General features: G+C 68.3%; 16 protein-coding genes. 3 read left to right on the top strand and 13 right to left on the bottom strand.

Features of this window, described 5'->3' with window-relative positions; genetic code table 11:
* Positions 1–14 precede the first annotated feature (14 nt).
* On the bottom strand, positions 15–212 hold the full coding sequence (locus tag TSB10GB4_RS17205) for a CsbD family protein (RefSeq protein WP_186396734.1): 198 nt from the start codon (positions 210–212) through the stop codon (positions 15–17).
* Between the two features lie 227 nt (positions 213–439).
* Here TSB10GB4_RS17205 and TSB10GB4_RS17200 point away from each other — a divergent pair, with 227 nt between their 5' ends.
* A complete protein-coding gene (locus TSB10GB4_RS17200; RefSeq protein ID WP_208984851.1) occupies positions 440–1513 on the top strand; it encodes an AI-2E family transporter in 1074 nt (357 codons plus the stop codon).
* 10 nt (positions 1514–1523) lie between these two features.
* Here the strand turns inward: TSB10GB4_RS17200 and TSB10GB4_RS17195 are convergent, their stop codons facing one another.
* From TSB10GB4_RS17195 to TSB10GB4_RS17165, 7 genes are all read right to left on the bottom strand, one after another.
* Positions 1524–2828: an FAD-binding oxidoreductase gene (locus TSB10GB4_RS17195; protein WP_186396733.1), complete on the bottom strand. Its 1305-nt coding sequence runs from the start codon at positions 2826–2828 to the stop codon at positions 1524–1526.
* Positions 2825–4453 carry a GMC family oxidoreductase gene (locus TSB10GB4_RS17190; RefSeq protein WP_186396732.1) on the bottom strand — a complete coding sequence of 543 codons (1629 nt, stop codon included), beginning with the start codon at positions 4451–4453 and terminating at the stop codon, positions 2825–2827. Before TSB10GB4_RS17190 ends, TSB10GB4_RS17195 begins: the two co-directional genes overlap by 4 nt.
* Positions 4454–4470: 17 nt before the next feature.
* Entirely contained in the window at positions 4471–5331 is an 861-nt protein-coding gene (locus TSB10GB4_RS17185; RefSeq protein ID WP_186396731.1) for an ABC transporter permease, read from the bottom strand.
* 4 nt (positions 5332–5335) lie between these two features.
* Positions 5336–6208, bottom strand: coding sequence for an ABC transporter permease (locus TSB10GB4_RS17180; protein WP_186396730.1), 873 nt, complete (start codon positions 6206–6208; stop codon positions 5336–5338).
* Positions 6205–7383, bottom strand: coding sequence for an ABC transporter ATP-binding protein (locus TSB10GB4_RS17175; RefSeq protein ID WP_186396729.1), 1179 nt, complete (start codon positions 7381–7383; stop codon positions 6205–6207). The genes TSB10GB4_RS17180 and TSB10GB4_RS17175 overlap by 4 nt, the downstream gene beginning before the upstream one ends.
* A 204-nt stretch (positions 7384–7587) precedes the next feature.
* Positions 7588–8658 (bottom strand): extracellular solute-binding protein, encoded by a 1071-nt coding sequence (locus TSB10GB4_RS17170; protein WP_186396728.1) that lies wholly within the window; start codon positions 8656–8658, stop codon positions 7588–7590.
* Positions 8659–8803: 145 nt separating this feature from the next.
* Positions 8804–10282, bottom strand: coding sequence for a PLP-dependent aminotransferase family protein (locus TSB10GB4_RS17165; RefSeq protein WP_186396727.1), 1479 nt, complete (start codon positions 10280–10282; stop codon positions 8804–8806).
* 154 nt (positions 10283–10436) lie between these two features.
* On the opposite strand from TSB10GB4_RS17165, the gene TSB10GB4_RS17160 reads away from it, so the two are divergent.
* Together TSB10GB4_RS17160 and TSB10GB4_RS17155 are read left to right on the top strand one after the other, a co-directional pair.
* Positions 10437–11543: a mandelate racemase/muconate lactonizing enzyme family protein gene (locus TSB10GB4_RS17160; protein WP_186396726.1), complete on the top strand. Its 1107-nt coding sequence runs from the start codon at positions 10437–10439 to the stop codon at positions 11541–11543.
* Between the two features lie 2 nt (positions 11544–11545).
* Entirely contained in the window at positions 11546–13033 is a 1488-nt protein-coding gene (locus TSB10GB4_RS17155; protein WP_186396725.1) for an aldehyde dehydrogenase family protein, read from the top strand.
* A 2-nt stretch (positions 13034–13035) separates the two neighbouring features.
* On the opposite strand, the gene TSB10GB4_RS17150 is transcribed toward TSB10GB4_RS17155, so the two are convergent.
* The 5 genes from TSB10GB4_RS17150 to TSB10GB4_RS17130 form a co-directional block, all read right to left on the bottom strand.
* Positions 13036–13845, bottom strand: coding sequence for a phosphodiesterase (locus TSB10GB4_RS17150; protein ID WP_186396724.1), 810 nt, complete (start codon positions 13843–13845; stop codon positions 13036–13038).
* Between the two features lie 27 nt (positions 13846–13872).
* Positions 13873–14901: an ABC transporter ATP-binding protein gene (locus TSB10GB4_RS17145; protein ID WP_186396723.1), complete on the bottom strand. Its 1029-nt coding sequence runs from the start codon at positions 14899–14901 to the stop codon at positions 13873–13875.
* Positions 14898–15689, bottom strand: coding sequence for an ABC transporter permease (locus tag TSB10GB4_RS17140; protein WP_186396722.1), 792 nt, complete (start codon positions 15687–15689; stop codon positions 14898–14900). The genes TSB10GB4_RS17145 and TSB10GB4_RS17140 overlap by 4 nt, the downstream gene beginning before the upstream one ends.
* A gap of 4 nt (positions 15690–15693) precedes the next feature.
* Positions 15694–16497 (bottom strand): ABC transporter permease, encoded by an 804-nt coding sequence (locus TSB10GB4_RS17135; protein ID WP_186396721.1) that lies wholly within the window; start codon positions 16495–16497, stop codon positions 15694–15696.
* A 104-nt stretch (positions 16498–16601) separates the two neighbouring features.
* Positions 16602–17588, bottom strand: a complete 987-nt coding sequence (locus tag TSB10GB4_RS17130) for an ABC transporter substrate-binding protein (RefSeq protein ID WP_208984860.1) — start codon at positions 17586–17588, stop codon at positions 16602–16604.
* Between the last annotated feature and the right edge of the window lie 29 nt (positions 17589–17617).

The following is a 17617-nucleotide window of genomic DNA, read 5'->3' as shown; positions in this document are numbered from 1 at the left end:
TCTTGCCGGGGGTGTTACGGCCGCTCCAGCCAATCGTCGACTTCGCGCCGGGCGTGTTCCTCGGCCACCCCGTAGCGCTCCTGGATCTTGCCGACGAGCTGCTTCTGGTTGCCGGCGATGACGTCGAGGTCGTCGCCGGTGAGGTGTCCCCAGCGCGCCTGCACCTTGCCCTTGAATTGCTCCCAGTTGCCTTCGATCTGGTTCCAGTTCATCAAACTCTCCTGTGCTTGATCGAGAATGCGAGGCGGCCTCGCTTCAGGTGAACCCGCGTTTCGGAAAAAGGTTCCGGGTGAAGGTCCGATCTGCCGCCCGCATCCCTCCCGTCTTCTCCCTCCCCTCGTCCCTGGAAGGGAACGTTTCGCGCGCCGCCGCGTTAACTGCCGAGCGGCCCGCCGCCGGCGAGCGAAACCTGACACCTGAGAGCGGGGATACGAGGGCTTTGTCGGCACCGGACCTGGAAACGCTGCTTGCCAACGCCGCGCGCCTGGCGCTGGTCGTGATCGGCCTGCTCGCCCTGATCGCCGCGCTGGAATATGCCCGGATGATCCTGGCGCCGGTCTTCCTCGCCGTGGTGATCGGGCTGATGTTCGGCCCGCTCTCCGACCGGATCGAGCGGTTCGGCATCCCCACCTGGATCTCGGCGCTCGGCGTCGTCGCCCTGTTCCTGTCGCTGATCGCCATGACTGCAACGGCCTTCGCCGTGCCGCTGTCCGACTGGATGGACAAGCTGCCCGACATCTGGGCCAGGCTGCAGTCGCAGCTCACCACCTGGAAGGGGCTGGTCGCCTCCTTCGGCGGCATGCAGGAAGAGCTGCGCTCGGCGCTCGGCCAGAGCACCGGCATGAAGGTCGACGTCGACAGCACCTCGCCGGTGGAGAGCGCCGTCTATTTCGCCCCCGCCTTCATGGCCCAGGTGATCCTGTTCCTCGCCAGCATGTATTTCTTCATCGCCACCCGGCAGCAGTTTCGCGAGACCGTGCTGTCGCTGTGCCCGACCGCCGCGCTGCGCCAGAGCGCCCGCCGCATCTTCAACGATGTCGAGGCGCGGGTGTCGCGCTACCTCTTGTCGATCACGGCGGTGAACATCGGCCTCGGCATCAGCGTCTCGCTCGCCCTGTGGGCGATCGGCGTGCCCTCGCCGATGCTGTGGGGCCTGCTGGCCGGGGCGCTCAACTATGTCATCTATATCGGCCCGGCGGTGATGGCGCTGCTGCTGACCGGCGTCGGCCTTGCCACCTCCGACACCACCGCCGGCATCCTCGCCCCGCCGCTGGTCTTCCTGACGCTCAACCTGATCGAGGCGCAATTCGCCACGCCCGCCGTGCTCGGCCGCACGATGACGCTGAACCCTTTCGTGGTGCTGCTCGCCATCGCCCTGTGGATCTGGCTGTGGGGGCCGGTCGGCGGCTTCATCGCCGTGCCCTCGCTGCTCATTGTCGAGACGGTGCTGATCAACATCCTGCCGCTGCGCGAGCTGGAGGAGATGCCGCCGGGGACCTCCGCGCCTGGCTAGGGTCAGGACCCTAGAGGCCCAGCCGGTCGCGGATCCGGTAGACCAGCACCGAGGGCGCCAGGAACCAGGGATCGCCGGAGTAGAGCGGCCGGGTCTGGAAGGCGAGCCCGTCGAAGGCCGTCGCGCCTTGTGCCAGTCCCGCCGCCTGCTGGCCGATGCGCATGCCGAGATAGCCGGCCATGCCGACGCCCGAGCCGCAATAGCCCATCGCGTAATGCAGCCCCCCGTCATTGCCCACATGCATCAGCTCGTCGAACGTATAGGCGACGAAGCCCATCCAGGAATGGGAGACGCGCACGGACGCCAGTTGCGGAAACAGGCGCACGAGCTCGGCATGCAGCTTCACCGCGCTGCGGCGCGGATCGGTCTCCGACAGCGACACCCGGCCGCCGAACAGGATGCGGCGGCGATCCGGCGAGGGGCGGTAGTAATAGACCAGCTTTCGGCTGTCGGAGAGGATGCGGTTCGTCGGCATCACCTCGTCGATCAGCCCGTCCGGCAGCTCTTCCGTCGCAATCACATAGGAGCCGATCGGAATGACCCGGCGCCGGTGCCAAGGGCTGAGCGGCCCGCTATAGCCGTTGGTCGCCAGCACCACGCGCTGCGCCCGCACCTCGCCGCGCGGCGTCATCAGGCGAAAGCCGCCGCTCGCCCGCTCCAGCCGCTCGACCGGACAGCGGGAGACGATGCGCGCGCCCGCCCGCCGGGCAACGCCGAGAAGCCCGGCGTGATAGCGGCCCGGATCGAGGCTGGCATGACGCGGCAGCACCATGCCGCCGTGATAGGCGCGGGTGCCGAGTTCGGCCGGCAGGTCTTCAGGCGAAACCGCATAGGCGCCGGTGTCGAGCACCGGATGCGGTGTCCGGCAGGCCTCCACCATCGCCGCGTAGCGCCGCCGGGTATGGGCGCCGTGAAACCGGCCGCAGACCGAAAAGGCGCAGTCGATGCCCTCCTGCGCGATGAAACCGGCGACATGGTCGAGCGAGGCCTGGCCCTCCCTGAGGATCGCGGCGGCCCGCTCGCGGCCATGGCGCCGGGTCAGGGTCGCGAAGTCCGGCTTCACCGAGGTCGAGATCTGCCCGCCATTGCGGGTGCTGCAGCCCCAGCCGGCGGCCTCGGCATCGAGCACCAGGGTCGAGGCGCCGGCGCGCGCGGTCGCAACCGCCGCATGCAGCCCGGTATAGCCGGCGCCGATCACCGCGACATCGACATTTGCCGGCAAAGATTCCGCCTCCGACGGATCGGGCGCCGGCAGCGGCGAGGCGTCCCACCAATAGGGCTGAGGGCGGAAGTCGGGCGTGAAGAGGCCGCTCATGCGCCGGCCGCCGCGTGATCCTGCAGGATCATGTCCGCTCCTTTTTCGCCGACCATGATCGCCGGCGCATTGGTGTTGCCGGAGGTGACCGTCGGGAAGATCGAGGCGTCCACCACCCGCAACCCGGCAAGGCCGTGGACGCGCAGGCGCGCGTCGACCACGTCGACCGACGGGTCCGGCCCCATGCGGCAGGTGCTCACCGGATGGAACACCGTGCCGGAGCGGGCGCGGATATCGGCGATGAGATCCTCCTCCGATTGCACCTGCGGACCGGGACGGATCTCCGCCTCGATCACCGAGGCGAAGGCGGGCGTTGCCGCCATTTCGCGCAGGAACCGCGCCCCCTCCAGCATTTCCTGCAAGTCGTGATTGGTCGAAAGATAGTTGGGGTGGATCGCCGGCGGCGCGAACGGATCGGCCGAGCGGAGTTCCAGATGGCCGCGGCTGGTCGGGCGCGTCGGCTGGATGCCGAGCAAAAAGCCGGGGAACGGGTCCGGGCTCATCAGCGGGCGCTTGCCGGGCGGCGCCTTGGTGTAGCTGACCGGCGAGAAGAAGAGCTGCATGTTCGGCCGGGCGAGCTCCGGCCGGGTGCGGAAGAAGCCGCCGCCCTGGTTGACGCCGAGCGACAGCGGCCCGCGCCGCGCCAGCACGTAGCGCAAGCCGTGCCACAGCTTGCCGTGAAGCGGGCCGAGCTGCTGGTTCAGCGTCGGCACCTTCGAGCGGTAAAGATAGTCGAGGCCGAGATGGTCCTGCAGGTGGCGGCCGACACCGGGAAGGTCGTGCAGCACGGCAACGCCCCGTTCCGCCAGCAGCGCGCCCGGCCCGACGCCGGAGAGCTGCAACAGATGCGGCGAGTTGACCGCCCCGGCGGCGAGGATCACCTCGCGCCCGGCCCGCGCCACATGCAGCCGGCCCTTGCGCCGATACTCGACGCCGACCGCCCGCCGCCCCTCGAACAGGATGCGCGTTGCATGGGCGCGGGTCTCGACGCGCAGGTTCGCCCGCCCCCGCGCCGGGTGCAGATAGGCGCGGGCCGCCGACATGCGAAAGCCGCCCTTCGCCGTGTTCTGGTAGAGCCCGACGCCCTCCTGGTCGGCGCCGTTGAAATCCGGATTGCGCGCAAGGCCCGCCTGCTCGCCGGCGGCGAGATAGGTCTGGCAGAGCGGATGCAGGTCACGCGCCATGGTCGCGACATGCAGCGGCCCCTCGCCGCCGCGCCAGTCGTCGGCGCCGGCATCGTTGGTCTCCGCCTTGCGGAAATAGGGCAGCACGTCGTCCCAGCCCCAGCCGGGATTGCCCATCGCCTTCCAGTCCTCGAAGTCCTGGTGCTGGCCGCGGATATAGACCATGGCGTTGATCGAGGAGGAGCCGCCGAGCACCTTGCCGCGCGGCCAGTAGGACGGCCGCCCGCCGAGGCCGGGGTCCGGCTCGGTCATGTACATCCAGTTGATGCGCCGGTCGTAGAAGGCCTTGCCGTAGCCGATCGGCACCCAGATCCAGAAGTTGAGGTCGCTGCCGCCGGCCTCCAGCAGCAGGACGCTGTGGCGCCCGCCGGCGCTCAGCCGGTCGGCCAGCACGCAGCCGGCCGAGCCGGCACCCACGATGATGAAATCGACGTCGGACATGACGGCAGGACCCGCCTTCAGGTGGTGGACTTGTCCCTTTGCACGGCGATGGAGACCAGCGCCAGCAGCCCGGACCCGAGCATCAGGACGAAGGAGACCGCGTTCAGCACCGGCGTCGAGCCGACCTTCACCATGCGGTCATACATGGTGACCGTCAGCGGCGCTTCGGAGCCGACGAGGAACAGGGTGGTGTTGAAATTCTCGAAGGAGACAAGGAAGGCGACGATGCCGGCGGCGATCATCGCCGGGCGCAGGAAGGGCAGCGTCACCGTGGCCAGCACCCGCGCCCGGCTGGCGCCGAGATTGAGCGCCGCCTCCTCCATGGCGATGTCGAACTTGCGCAGCCGCGCGATGATCACCAGCGAGGTGATCGTGGTGATGAAGGAGAACTGGCCGAGCACGACAAGGGCGATGCCCGGCCGCAGGATGGACAGTTCGATGCCGGTCGACCGCTCGATGGAATTTGCGACCGTACTCGCCAGAACCAGGATCGAGATGCCGAGGATGACGCCGGGAATGACCAGCGGCAGCACCATGACGATATAGAGCGCGTTCTTGCCCCGGAAGTTGCCGCGCACGAACAGGAAGGCGTTGCAGGTGCCGACGAAGACCGACAGCAGCGACACGAACGAGGCGATGACGAAGGAATAATACAGCCCGCGCAGCAGCCGGCGGTCGTGGAACATGCCGAGCTTCGGCTCGCTGTCGGAGAAGAACCAGTCCAGCGTGAAGCCCTGCCAGGGAAGCGCGGGAAACAGGGAATCGTTGAAGGCGAAGGTGCCGGCGGCGACCAGCGGCGCGGCGAGGAAGACGAAGAAGGCCGCAAGATACAGCCGGTAGCCGATCAGGAACAGGCCGGAGCGGGAGGTGTCGATCATCGTCTCAGCTCCGCGCCACGGTGCTGGCCAGGGTCTGGCCGGAGAGCTTCAACCCGATCCACACGACGAGCGAGGTGAAGGCGAGCAGCAGGAAGCCGAAGGCGGCGCCCGACTCCCAGTTGTAGCGGGTGATGAACTGGTCGTAGATCTGCTCGGTGAACCAGCTCGAATTCTTGCCGCCGAGCAGGATCGGCGTCAGGTAGCTGCCGGCCGTCAGCATGAAGGTGACGATGCAGCCCGAGACGATGCCCGGCATCGCGTAAGGGATGATGATCCGCCGCAGCACGGTGAAGCCGCTGCCGCCGAGATTGTAGCCGGCCTCGATCATCGCATTGTCCATGCCGTCGAGGGTGGAGACCAGCGGCACGATCATGAACAGGATCACCGTATAGACGAGGCCCATCACCACGGTGGCGTCGGTGTAGAGGAACTCCACCGGCCCGCCGGCGAGCCCGCTCCATTGCAGCAACGTCGAGACGACGCCGGTCTCGCGCAGCAGCAGGATCCAGCCGAAGGCGCGGATCAGGTCGCTGACCCACAGCGGAATGAGGATGATCAGGAACAGCGCGCCGCGGGTGCGGTGGCCGGCGATCTTGGCGATGTAATAGGCGACCGGAAAGCCGATCAGCAGCGCCAGCACGGTGACCAGCAGCGACATCGAGCCGGTGCGCATCAACGTGTTCCAGTAGATCGGCTCCTGGGCGAAGGCGATGTAGTTGCCAAGCCCGTATTCGTAGACGCGCGGCGCCACCTTCTCGCGCAGCGACATGACGATCATGCCCAGATGCGGCAGCGCGATCAGCAGCACGATCCACAGGGTGAAGGGCGCGAACAGCAGGATCAGCGACAGGCGCCGGATATCGCGGCCGCTGCTCATGCCGAGGCCCCGGCCGCGGCTTCCGCGGCAAAGCAGCGGGTCTGGGCGCGCGGCCAGGTCAGCCGCACCGCCTCGCCGGGGCGCAGGTCGCCGGCCCCGCCGGTCAAGGTCACGTCCGCCTCGATCAGGCAGTCCCGCGGCCCGCGCACCAGCACCCGGCTGTTGGCGCCGTTGAACAGCAGGCTGTCGACCGCGCCCTCAAGCACATTGTCGCCGTCCTCCGGCGCGGCCGATCCCGCCTGCGCCAGCCGCTCGGCATGGACGAATTCGGGCCGCACGAAGAGCTCCACCCGGCCATGGTCGGCGAGCGGCGCGCGGCCCGCCACCGTGCCGACCAGCACCAGCCCGTCGCCCGTCTCCACCTTGACCTCGTCGCCGGAGCGCGACAGCACGCGCGCGGACCAGCGGTTGCTGTCGCCGACGAAGCCGGCGACGAAGGCGGTGTCGGGCGCATGGTAGAGCGCCTGCGGGGTGCCGATCTGGTCGAAGCGGCCATTGTTCATGATCGCCACATAGTCCGACATCACCAGCGCCTCGGACTGGTCGTGGGTGATGTAGATGAAGGTGGTGTTGAACTGGTGCTGCAGCAGCTTCAGCTCGATCTTCATCGCCTCGCGCAGCTTCAGATCGAGCGCGCCGAGCGGCTCGTCGAGCAGCAGCACGTCCGGGTCGAGCACCATGCAGCGGGCGATGGCGATGCGCTGCTTCTGGCCGCCGGAAAGCTGGTGGATCTCGCGGTTCGCCACGTCCGGCAGGGCTATGCGCTGGAGCACGTCCTTGACCTTGCGGTCGATCTCCGCCTTGCCCACCCGCTGGCAGCGCAGGCCATAGGCGATGTTCTCGTAGACATTCATCATCGGGAACAGCGCCAGGTGCTGGAACACCATCTTGACGTTGCGCCGGTTCGGCGGCGTCTTCAGCACCGACTTGCCCTTGATGCGGATGTCACCGGAGGACGGTTCCTCGAAGCCGGCGATCATGCGCATCAACGTCGTCTTGCCGCAGCCCGACGGCCCGAGGATCGAGAAGAAGCAGCCCGAGGGGATCTCGAAGCTGACGTCGCGCACCGCGCGCACCGAGCCGTAGGACTTGGAGACGCCGAGACATTCCAGGTCATTGGTGGCCAGGTCGTTGGTGGCCAGGTCGTTGGTGGCGCGGTCGTGGATGGCTGTCATTGCGCGGGGCTCGCTCGCGGGAGTTCGGGCGGGCCACCCGCGAGGGGGCGGCACCACGGATCATCGGCAGGGTGGATCGGCGGGACCGGCCCGGCAAGGACGTTTCGGCGCGGCCCGGCAGGATCCGGCGCGGCGGGCGCGCCGGATCGCGGTCATCGGTCGGTTCCGTTCATCGGTCGGTTCCGCTCAGCCGGCAGGGGGCCGTCAGTTGGACGTCGCCGCCTGGATCTTCTCCAGGGTCTTGCCTTCCATGTCCTCAACGCCGGGAGGAATGTTGGCGAAGAACTTGAGGTTGTCGATGTCGGCCGGCGTGAACGCCGCCTTCACCGCCGCCTGCTTGTCCTCCGGCAGCAGTTCCTGCGCCCCCTTGATCGAGGCGAGCGCGCCGGTGCTGGCCGACATCAGCGTCACGATCTCCGGCTGCAGCACGAAGTTGATCCACTTGTAGGCGGCCTCGTCCGCCGCGCCCTTGCGCGGGATCGCGAACGTGTCGATCCAGGCGAGCGCGCCGGTCTCCGGCGGCACGAAGACGATGTTCTGGTTCTCGCCATAGAGCTTGAAGGCGGTCGAGTCCCAGGTCTCCGAGGCGACGATCTCGCCCGACAGCATCATCGCCGAGAGGTCGTCGCCGCCCTTCCAATAGGCCTTGATGTTGTCCTTGCAGGTGATCAGCTTGTCGGCGACCTTGTCGAGCAGTTCCTGGTACTTGCCGAGATCCGCATAGGCCGCGAACGGGTCCTCGCCCATGGCGAAGGCAGTGCCGAGCAGGATCGTGCGGCGCAACCGCATCGAGGTCCGGCCCTTGTATTGCGGGTCGCACAGGTCGGCCCAGCTCTTCAGGTCCGGCGCCTTGGTCTTGTCGACCATCAGGCCCGAAGTGCCCCACTGATGCGGCACCGCATAGACATTGCCGTCGATGGTGGTGTTGGCCTTGACGCCGTCGAGCAGCTTCGGCTCCATGTTCGACGTGTCGATCTTCGACAGATCAAGCGGCTTGTAGATGTCGTATTCCATCTGCACCGCATAGATGCGGTCATGGCTCGGCTGGGCGAGATCGAAGCCGGCGCCGCCCGTCGCCCGCAGCTTGGCGATCATTTCCTCGTTGTTGGAGAAGGTCACCTCGACCTTGATGTCCGGATACTTCTCCTCGAACAGCCGGATCACCTCTTCCGGCGCGTAGGACCCCCAGGTCAGCAGGCGCAGCGTCTCGGCGCTGGCCGCCCCCGAGACGAGGGTGGCGACCAGCGCCCCCGCCAGTGTTGCTTTCAAACGCATGTCCAGGACCTCCCGTTGAAACCGCGTGGTGCGGAGGCCGCCTCTGTTTTTCGGCCACCGGCAAAAAGCTTAGAGAGGTATTGGCCTGTGTCATATATCCATTATCGAGTTTTGGAGAGGTCCAATTTACCGCCCCGCCTCCGCCTCATCCGGCGCCCGGAAATCCCGACAGCGCCTCGGCGGCGCGGCGGATCTCCAGCGGCGTGGCGCTGCCGAAGCCGAGCACCACCCCGCGCGCGGCGATCGGCGTCAGGCAATAGCGGCTGATCGGCGCCATGACGACGCCGCGCGCGCCCGCGAAAGCCACCGCCCGCTCCTCGCTGGCGCCCGGCGGCAGCAGGCCGATGGTGTGGAAGCCGCCGGAGGTCGGCTGCACGTCGAGCCGGCCGGCAAACGGCGCGAAGGCTGTGACCAGCGCCGCGTGCCGCTCCTCATAGACCTGCCGCATCGCCCGGATATGCGTGGCGAACAGCCCCTCCTCCATGAAGTCGGCGATGATCGCCTGCGGCGCCGTCGGCACGCCGCTGAGCCAGGAGACGCTCATCTGCGAGAAGGTCTCGACCAGCCCCTTCGGCGACAGGATGAAGCCGACGCGCAGCGAGGGAAACAGCGACTTGGAGAAGGTGCCGACATAGATCACCCGCTCCTGGGTGTCGATGCTCTTGAGCGGCGGCTGCGGCGGATTGGAATAGGTGAACTCGCCGTCGTAATCGTCCTCGACGATCAGCGCGTCGCTGTCCTCCGCCGCCTGCAACAGCTCCAGCCGGCGGGCAAGGCTCATCACATGGCCGAGCGGCTGCTGGTGCGAGGGGGTTACGAAGGCAAGGCGGAAATGCGGGGCGCGGTCGAGCCCGTCGGCGACGACCAGACCCTGGTCGTCGATGGCAACCGGGACAAGGTCCGCGCCGTTGGCGACGAGGGCGTTGCGCGCGCCGATGGCGCCGGGATTCTCGAACCACACCCGGTCGCCCGGATTGAGCAGCAGGCTGCTGATCAGCGAGAAGGCCTGCTGCGCGCCGCCGACCACGAAGATCTGCTCCGGATCGCATTTGATGCCGCGCAGCGCGTTGAGATGGGTGGCGATCGCCGCGCGCAGCCGCGGCAGGCCGAACGGGTCGCCATAGCCCATCACCTCCTGCCGCTCGGCGCGCCAGTGGCGGGCCGACAGCCGCGCCCAATGCGCCATCGGGAAGGCGTCGAGCGCCGGCAGCGCCGTGACGAAGGGCAGCATGCGATGCGGCAGGCGGCCGCGCGGAGCGAAATGCCGGGTGGCATGGCGGCTGGCATGGGACAGGCGCGGCTGGGCGACGACGCCGCGCTCGTCGCTGCCCGCCGGCCGGGCGACGCGCTGGCCCTGCAGCGCGGTCGCCACATAGGTGCCCGCCCCGACCCGCGCCTCCAGCAGGCCCTCGGCGATCAGCCGGTCGATGGCATTGCCGACCGTCGTGCGCGACAGGTCGAGTTCGGCCGCGAGCGTGCGGCTTGCCGGCAGCCGCTCCCCCGCCTTGACCCCGCCGGTGAGGATGATGTCGCGCAGCGCCATGTAGAGCTGGACGCTGATCTTGCGTCCGGCCGAGCGGTCAATGCGGATCGAGGAGAGCAGCGCTCCCGCCTGTGTCTTCATGCCCGCGTCCTCTTCCGCGACCCGATCCGCGAGCGCGTGCTCGCAAAATTGGACCGGCCAAATCCTCAAAATGGACCTTATCTCCAAGCCAATCGACAATAAAGTGCGAGGCGCAACAGACCGCCTGCCGGCCGCCCGTTCCCCGAGGACTTCCATGAAGATTGCCAGGATCGAGAGTTTCACCGACCGTTTCGTCTGCTTCGTGCGGGTGACGACGGACAGCGGCGCCAGCGGCTGGGGCCAGGTCGCCCCCTACAATGCCGACATCACCGCGCAGGTGCTGCACCGGCAGGTCGCCCCGCATGCGCTGGGAGCGGATGCGCTCGACATTGCCGGCCTTGTCGACATCCTCCCCGAGCGCGAGCACAAGTTTCCCGGCTCCTATGTCTCGCGCGCCATCGGCGGTCTCGACACCGCGCTGTGGGACCTGCGCGGCAAGCTGGAGGGCAAGCCGGTCTGCGCGCTGATCGGCGGCACGCCGGGCCGCATCCGCACCTATGCCTCGTCGATGAAGCGCGACATCACCCCCGCCGACGAGGCTGAGCGGTTCCAGCGGCTGCGCGACCGTTTCGGCTTCGATGCCTTCAAGTTCCGCGTCGGCGCCGAGTGCGGGCGCGACATCGACGAATGGCCGGGCCGCACCGAGGAGATCGTGCCGACGATCCGCAAGGCGCTCGGCGACGGGGCGACGCTGCTGGTCGATGCCAATTCCGGCTTCTCGCCGGCGCGGGCCATCGAGGTCGGCCACATGCTTCAGGACAATGGCGTCGTCCATTACGAGGAGCCCTGCCCTTACTGGAACTACGAGCAGACCCGTCAGGTGCGCGAGGCGCTGGACCTCGACGTGACGGGCGGCGAACAGGACTGCTCGCTGGTCGACTGGCGGCGGATGATCGAGGGCCATGTGGTCGACGTCATCCAGCCGGACATCTGCTATCTCGGCGGGCTGCTGCGCACGCTGAAAGTGGCGGAGATCGCCGCCGTGAACGGCATCCCCTGCACGCCGCATGCGGCGAACCTTTCGCTCGTCACGCTGTTTACCATGCATATGCTGCGGGCGATCCCCAATGCCGGCCCCTATCTGGAATTCTCCATCGAGGGCGAGGACTATTATCCCTGGCAGGAGGGGCTGTTCGTCGCCTCGCCCTATACGATCACCGAGGGCCATGCGGAAGTGACCAACGCACCCGGCTGGGGCGCGGACATCTCTCCCGAATGGCTGGCAAAGAGCAGCTATCAGGAAAGCCGTCTGGAGACATGACGATGACCACGAGCGACCTTCTCGGCGAGGTGAAGCGCACCGGCACCCTGCCCGGCCTGCCGGACGAGCTCTATCTCGACGGCAGCTTTCAGGCCGCGCGCGCAGGCCGGCGGATGGAGAGCTTCGATCCGGGCACCGGCGAGGCCTTCGCCGCCTTCGCAAGGGGCGATGCGGCGGATGTCGAGGCGGCGGTGGCAAGCGCCGCCCATGCCTTCAAGAGCGTGTGGCGCGACACCGCCCCGGCCGCGCGCGGCCGCATCCTGTCGCGCGCCGCGCAGTTGATCCTGGCCGAGGGCGAAAGGCTCGCCCTCGCCGAATGCCTCGACAGCGGCAAGCGGCTCAGCGAGGCCGAGGGCGACGTGCGCGGGGCCGCGCGCGCCTTCGAATATTACGCCGGCGCCTGCGACAAGCTGGAGGGGCGTAGCTTCCCGCTCGGGCCTACCTATCTCGGCTATTCGCTGGTCGAGCCGGTCGGCGTCGCCGCTCATATCATCCCCTGGAACTATCCGCTGTCGACGGCCGCGCGCGGGCTCGCTCCCGCCCTTGCCGCCGGCTGCACGGTGGTCGCCAAGCCGGCGGAGCAGACGCCGTTCACCGCGCTGATGCTGGCCGAGATCCTGACCCACGCCGGCCTGCCCGCCGGCGTCTGCAACGTCGTCACCGGCACCGGTGCGGAGGCCGGCGCGCCGCTGGTCGCCCACAGCCTTGTCGATCACATCACCTTCACCGGCTCGGTCGCGACCGGAAAGAGCGTCATGAAATCAGCCGCCGATCACGTCACCCGGGTGGTGCTGGAGCTCGGCGGCAAGTCGCCGGTGATCGTGCTGGACGACTGCGACCGGGAGCAGGCGCTGGACGGGGTGATGGGCGCGATCTTCGAGAATGCCGGACAGATCTGCTCGGCCGGCTCGCGCCTCGTGATCCAGCGCGGCATCGCCGACGGCTTCCTGGAGGAGTTGGTGGCTCGGGCGCGGCGGCTGACGCTGGGCCACGGCTTGCGCAACCCGGACATGGGGCCGGTCAACTCGGCCGAGCACCTTGCCAAGATCGCCGGTTTCCTGGACCGGGCACGGGCGCGCGGAGCCGAGATCCTGACCGGCGGCAACACCGCCGTGGATCCGCAGTCCGGCAAGGGCTGGTTCTTCGAGCCGACCATCGTCGCAGGCCGCCCGGCCGCCGACGAACTGGTGCAGGAGGAGATCTTCGGCCCGGTGCTCACGGTTCAGCTTGCCGACGACGCCGACCACGCGCTGGAGCTCGCCAACGGCACGCCCTTCGGCCTCGTCGCCGGCATCTACACCCGCGACCACGGCACGGCGCATCGCCTGGCCCGCCGGCTCGACGCGGGCCAGGTCTATATCAACGAGTATTTCGCCGGCGGCATCGAGGTGCCGTTCGGCGGCACCAAGCTCTCCGGCTTCGGCCGCGAGAAGGGGCTGGAAGGCCTCCTCGGCTATTGCCGGACGAAGAGCGTCGCCGCGAAGCTCTGACGCTAGACGCCGAGGAACGGGTAGGGTCCGTCGAAACGGCCGACCGGGATCCAGTGGCTGAGCAGCACGCCGTCGCGCAGCTCGTGCAGCATCATCGCGCCCGGCTCCACCGTCAGGCTGTTGCCGGCATTGGCACGCTGGTCGAGCGTCACCGCATGCGAGGTGCCGGGGCAGACCTGGCACAGGCGCCCGTCGACAAGACCGGCGATGGCGCGGTGCAGGTGGCCGCAGACGATCCGCACCTCGCCGCGATAGCCGGCGATCGCGGCCCGCAGCGCGCTCGCATTGTGGAGATTGTTGGCGTCCATCGCGGCAATCCCCGAGGCGATCGGCGGATGGTGCAGGCCGAGCAGCACCGGCTTGTCGCCAAGGACGGCGAGACGCGCCGACAGGCGGGCGAGGCTTTCGGGCGCAAGCGCCCCGTGCGGCCGCCCCTCGACCAGCGTATCGAGGCAGATCACCGCGAGATCGTCGAACTCGGCCTCCCAGTCGATCGGCCCGCCCGCCGGCATCCAGCCGCTGGCGGCAAGGCTCTCGCGCATCGGCTCGCGGCGGTCGTGGTTGCCCGGCACCGCGCGCCAGGGCAGGTGCAGCGGCGCCATGATCTCCTGGAAGCGGCGGTATTCCTCGCTCGTGCCGTGCTCGGTCACGTCGCCGGTGACGATGACCATGTCGACCGGGCCGATGGCCGGCAGCCAGCGGTTGATGGTCGCGACCGTCTCTGCAAGCGCTGCGGCGGTATCGACCTTCTGATAGGCGAGCTCGCCCTCGGGAACGATATGGATGTCTGAAATCTGGATGATCTTGGTCATGCGGAAAACGAAGCCCTGAGCTGGGAGTTACGAGCGGTCCTGGGGCAGGACGAGAAGGTCGCCGGCATCGATGCGCAGGCGCACGCTGTCGCCCGGACGCGGCGCCTGCCGGCCCGGATGGGTGGCGAACAGCGTCTCGCCCGTGACGCCGGCAAGGCCGATGCGGTAATGGCCGCCGGAAAAGGCGACGGTCTCGACCGTGCCCGACAGTGGGCCCGCCTCGTCGAGATGCACGTCCTCGGCGCGCACGAAGACCTCGGCGTCGGAGGTGCTGGCCGCAAGCGGCAGGCGGCCGCCGGGCAGGATCAGGTGCCCGTCGGCGATGGTGCCGGGAAGCGGCATGGCACTGCCGATGAAGCGGGCGACGAAGGACGAGACCGGCTCGCGGTAGAGCTCCTCCGGCCGGCCGACCTGCTGCATCACCCCGTGCGACATGACGGCGATGCGGTCGGCAATCGCCAGCGCCTCGGCCTGGTCATGGGTGACGAAGACGGCGGTGATGCGGAACTGGCGCAGCATGGCGGCAAGCTCGTCACGCAGGCTGTCGCGCAGCGCCGCGTCCAGCGCCGACAGCGGCTCGTCGAGCAGCAGGATGCGCGGGCGCGGCGCCATGGCGCGGGCGAGCGCGACGCGCTGGCGCTGGCCGCCGGACAGCGCGGTGACCGCCCGCTCGGCATAGTCGCCGAGCCGGCACAGGGCCAGCACCTCGTCGACGCGCTGCTCGCGCTCGGCCCTCGGCACTTTCCGCACCTTGAGGCCGTAGCCGATATTGGCCCGGACCGACATGTTGGGGAACAGGGCGTAGGACTGGAACACCATGCCGACATTGCGGCGCTCGACGGCAAGACGGGTCACGTCCTCGTCGTCGAAGCGCACTTGCGTGCCGGCGTCCGGCGTCTCCAGCCCGGCGACGATGCGCAGCAGCGTGGTCTTGCCGCAGCCCGAGGGGCCGAGCAGCGACAGGATCTCGCCCTGCCCGACCGTCAGGTCGGTCGGCAGCAGGGCGCGGGTGCCGTCGGGATAGGTCTTGCTGGCGTTGCGGATGGTCAGCGTCATCGGGAAATCCTCTGTGCCCTGTCGGTGGCCCACTGCATCGCCATCAGCAGCGGCACGATCATCACGAAGAAGACCAGCGTGTAGGCCGAGGCGATCTCCAGGCGCATCGAGGCGTAGCTGTCGGCAAGGCCCACGGGCAGCGTCTTCAGATAGGGGGTGTGGAGCATCCAGGTCAGGTTGAACTCGCCGATCGACAGCGTGACCACGGTCAGCGCGCCGGCGAGAATGCCCGGCATGGCATTGGGCACGACGATGGTGCGAAAGCGCGTCACCGCCGAGGCGCCGAGCGTCGCCGCGCTTTCTTCGAGCGACTTCAGGTCCATCGCCATCAGCACGGCCAGCACCGAGCGCACCATGAAGGGCAGCGTGTAGAGCACATGGCCGACCAGGATGAAGGTCCAGGAGGTGCGAAAGCCGGTCATCGAGCCGTAGAGCTGCAAAAGCGCCAGCGCCAGGGCAAGGCCCGGCACCGCCAGCGGCAGCGAGATGAACTCCTCCAGCACGCGCGACAGGCGGCCGGGGTTCTTGGCCAGCGCATAGGCCGCCGGCACGCCGATCACCAGCGTCACGCCAAGGCAGGCGACGGCAAGGCCCATCGACAGCAGGATACTGTCGGCATAGAGCCGCCAGACCTCGCTGACCCAGCGCAGGGTGAAGCCCGAGGACAGGCCGCGGAAATAGTTGACAGTGAGACCGGCGAGGATCGACTGGATCGCCGGAACGATCAGAAAGGCTGCCGTCAGCAGCGTGACGGCAAGCTGCAGGAACCGGGGAAGGGTCAGGCGCATCGCATCAGCCCCCCGCCGCGACAGTGGCACCGGCGAAACTGCGCGCCAGCAGCAACAGCACCCAGGTGGCAAGGCCGAGCAGCACCGACAGGGCCGAGGCCATGGCGATGTTCGCCGACAGGGTGAACTCGGTGTAGATCACCATCGGCAGCACGTCGATATCGGTCGCCAGCGTGAAGGCCGTGCCGAAGGCGCCCATGGCGGTGGCGAAGGCGATCGCCCCGGCGGCGACCAGCGAGGGCGCAAGGCCCGGCAGGATCACATCGAAGACGACCCGGTAGGGCGAGGCGCCGAGCGTGCGCGCGGCTTCCTCCAGCGCCGGATCGAGCTTCTCCGTCGCCGCCATCACCGTCAGCAGCACGCGCGGGATCGAGAAGTAGAGATAGCCGAGAAAGAGGCCGAGCAGCGAATAGGCAAAGACCACATGGCCCGGCAGCAGCGTGTTGAACAGGCCCTGGCGGCCGCCCAGCAGGATGATCAGGAAACCGACCACCACGCCGGGAAAGGCGAGCGGCAGCGTCAGCACCGACAGCAGCGCGCCGCGGCCGGGGAAGCGGTTGCGGGCGAGGAACAGCCCCGCCGTCGTCGAGATGGCAAGCGCCACGACGCTCACCGCCAGCGAGACGAGCACCGTCTGCAGCAGGGTCTGGAGATAGCGCGGCGTCTGCAGGATCTGCAGATAGATGCCCCAGCCCTCGGTCCCCTCGCTCGAGGCCATCACCAGCCGCACCAGGGGCAGGGCGAGAAAGGCGAGCGAGAAGACGGCAAGCGGCAGCAGGCACAGGCCGATGAAGGTCCGGTTGGCCATGGCGATCCTTCGTCATGTTCGTCGGGGGTGGTCCCGCGGGGCGTGGGCATTGCGGCGAAGGCGGGCGCGCGGCGAGGCGCGCCCGCCCCCGGAGGACGGCGGCGTTACTTGACTTCGTTCAGGTAACGCTCGCCGAACGTGGCCTGCGCCTTTTCCATCTCGGCATAGTCGACCGCGACGGCCCGCTCGTAGTCGGAGGCGGGGAGGAACTTGGCGGCAACGTCGGCCGGCAGTTCGACCGGACGGGCCGGCTGCAGATAGGCGTTGGTCCAGATCGCCTGGCCTTCGTCGGAGAGGACGAAGTCGAGCACCTTCTTGCCCGTCTCCTCATGCGGCGCGCCGGCGACCAGGCCCATCACGTAAGGAACGCGGACCGAGCCCTCGCAGGGCAGGACGAACTCGAAATTGCCGTCCTCCTCGTATTTGCCGCGATAGGCGTTGAAGTCGTAGTCGAACAGGATCGGGATCTCGCCGGAGACGACGCGGGCGAAGGAGGTCTGCTTGGGGACCATCGGCGCGTTCTGCGCCAGCTCCTTGAAGAACTCGATCGCCGGATCGAAATTCGTCAGGTCGCCGCCGAAGGCAAGGTTCACGGCCACCGCGCCGGCATAGCCGACAAAGGCCGAGGACGGGTCGAGATAGCCGACCATGCCGCGATATTCCGGCTTCTTCAGGTCGGCGAAGCACTGCGGCACCGGCGCGCCGGCCAGCGCGTCGACATTGACGAAAAGGCCGAGCGTGCCGTAGTGGACGGCGAACCAGCGCCCTTCCGGATCCTTCAGCCCGTCGGGGATCTCGTCGAAGCCGGCCGGCTTGTACGGCGTGACGACGCCCTCGTTGCCGGCCTTGATGCCGGTGGTGACGCCGAAATAGGCGACGTCGGCGACCGGGCTTGCCCGCTCCGCCAGCAACTGGCTGAGGGCCTGGCCCGAGTTCTTGTTGTCATGCGGCATCTTGACGCCGAGCTTCTCGTCGATCGCCTTCAGCATCGACGCCCAGTCGGCCCATTGCGGCGGACAGTTGTAGCAGACGGCGTCCTCGGCCTTTGCCGGCAAAACGGCGGCCATTGTCATTGCGGTTGCAACAAGCATATGTTTCACGGTGGTGACTCCTGCGGTTA

The organism is Stappia sp. TSB10GB4, from assembly GCF_900185745.1.
Taxonomy (GTDB): Bacteria; Pseudomonadota; Alphaproteobacteria; order Rhizobiales; family Stappiaceae; genus Stappia.
The sequence above is the reverse complement of the archived record's forward strand: the minus strand, read 5'-3'. Positions and strand labels throughout refer to the sequence as shown.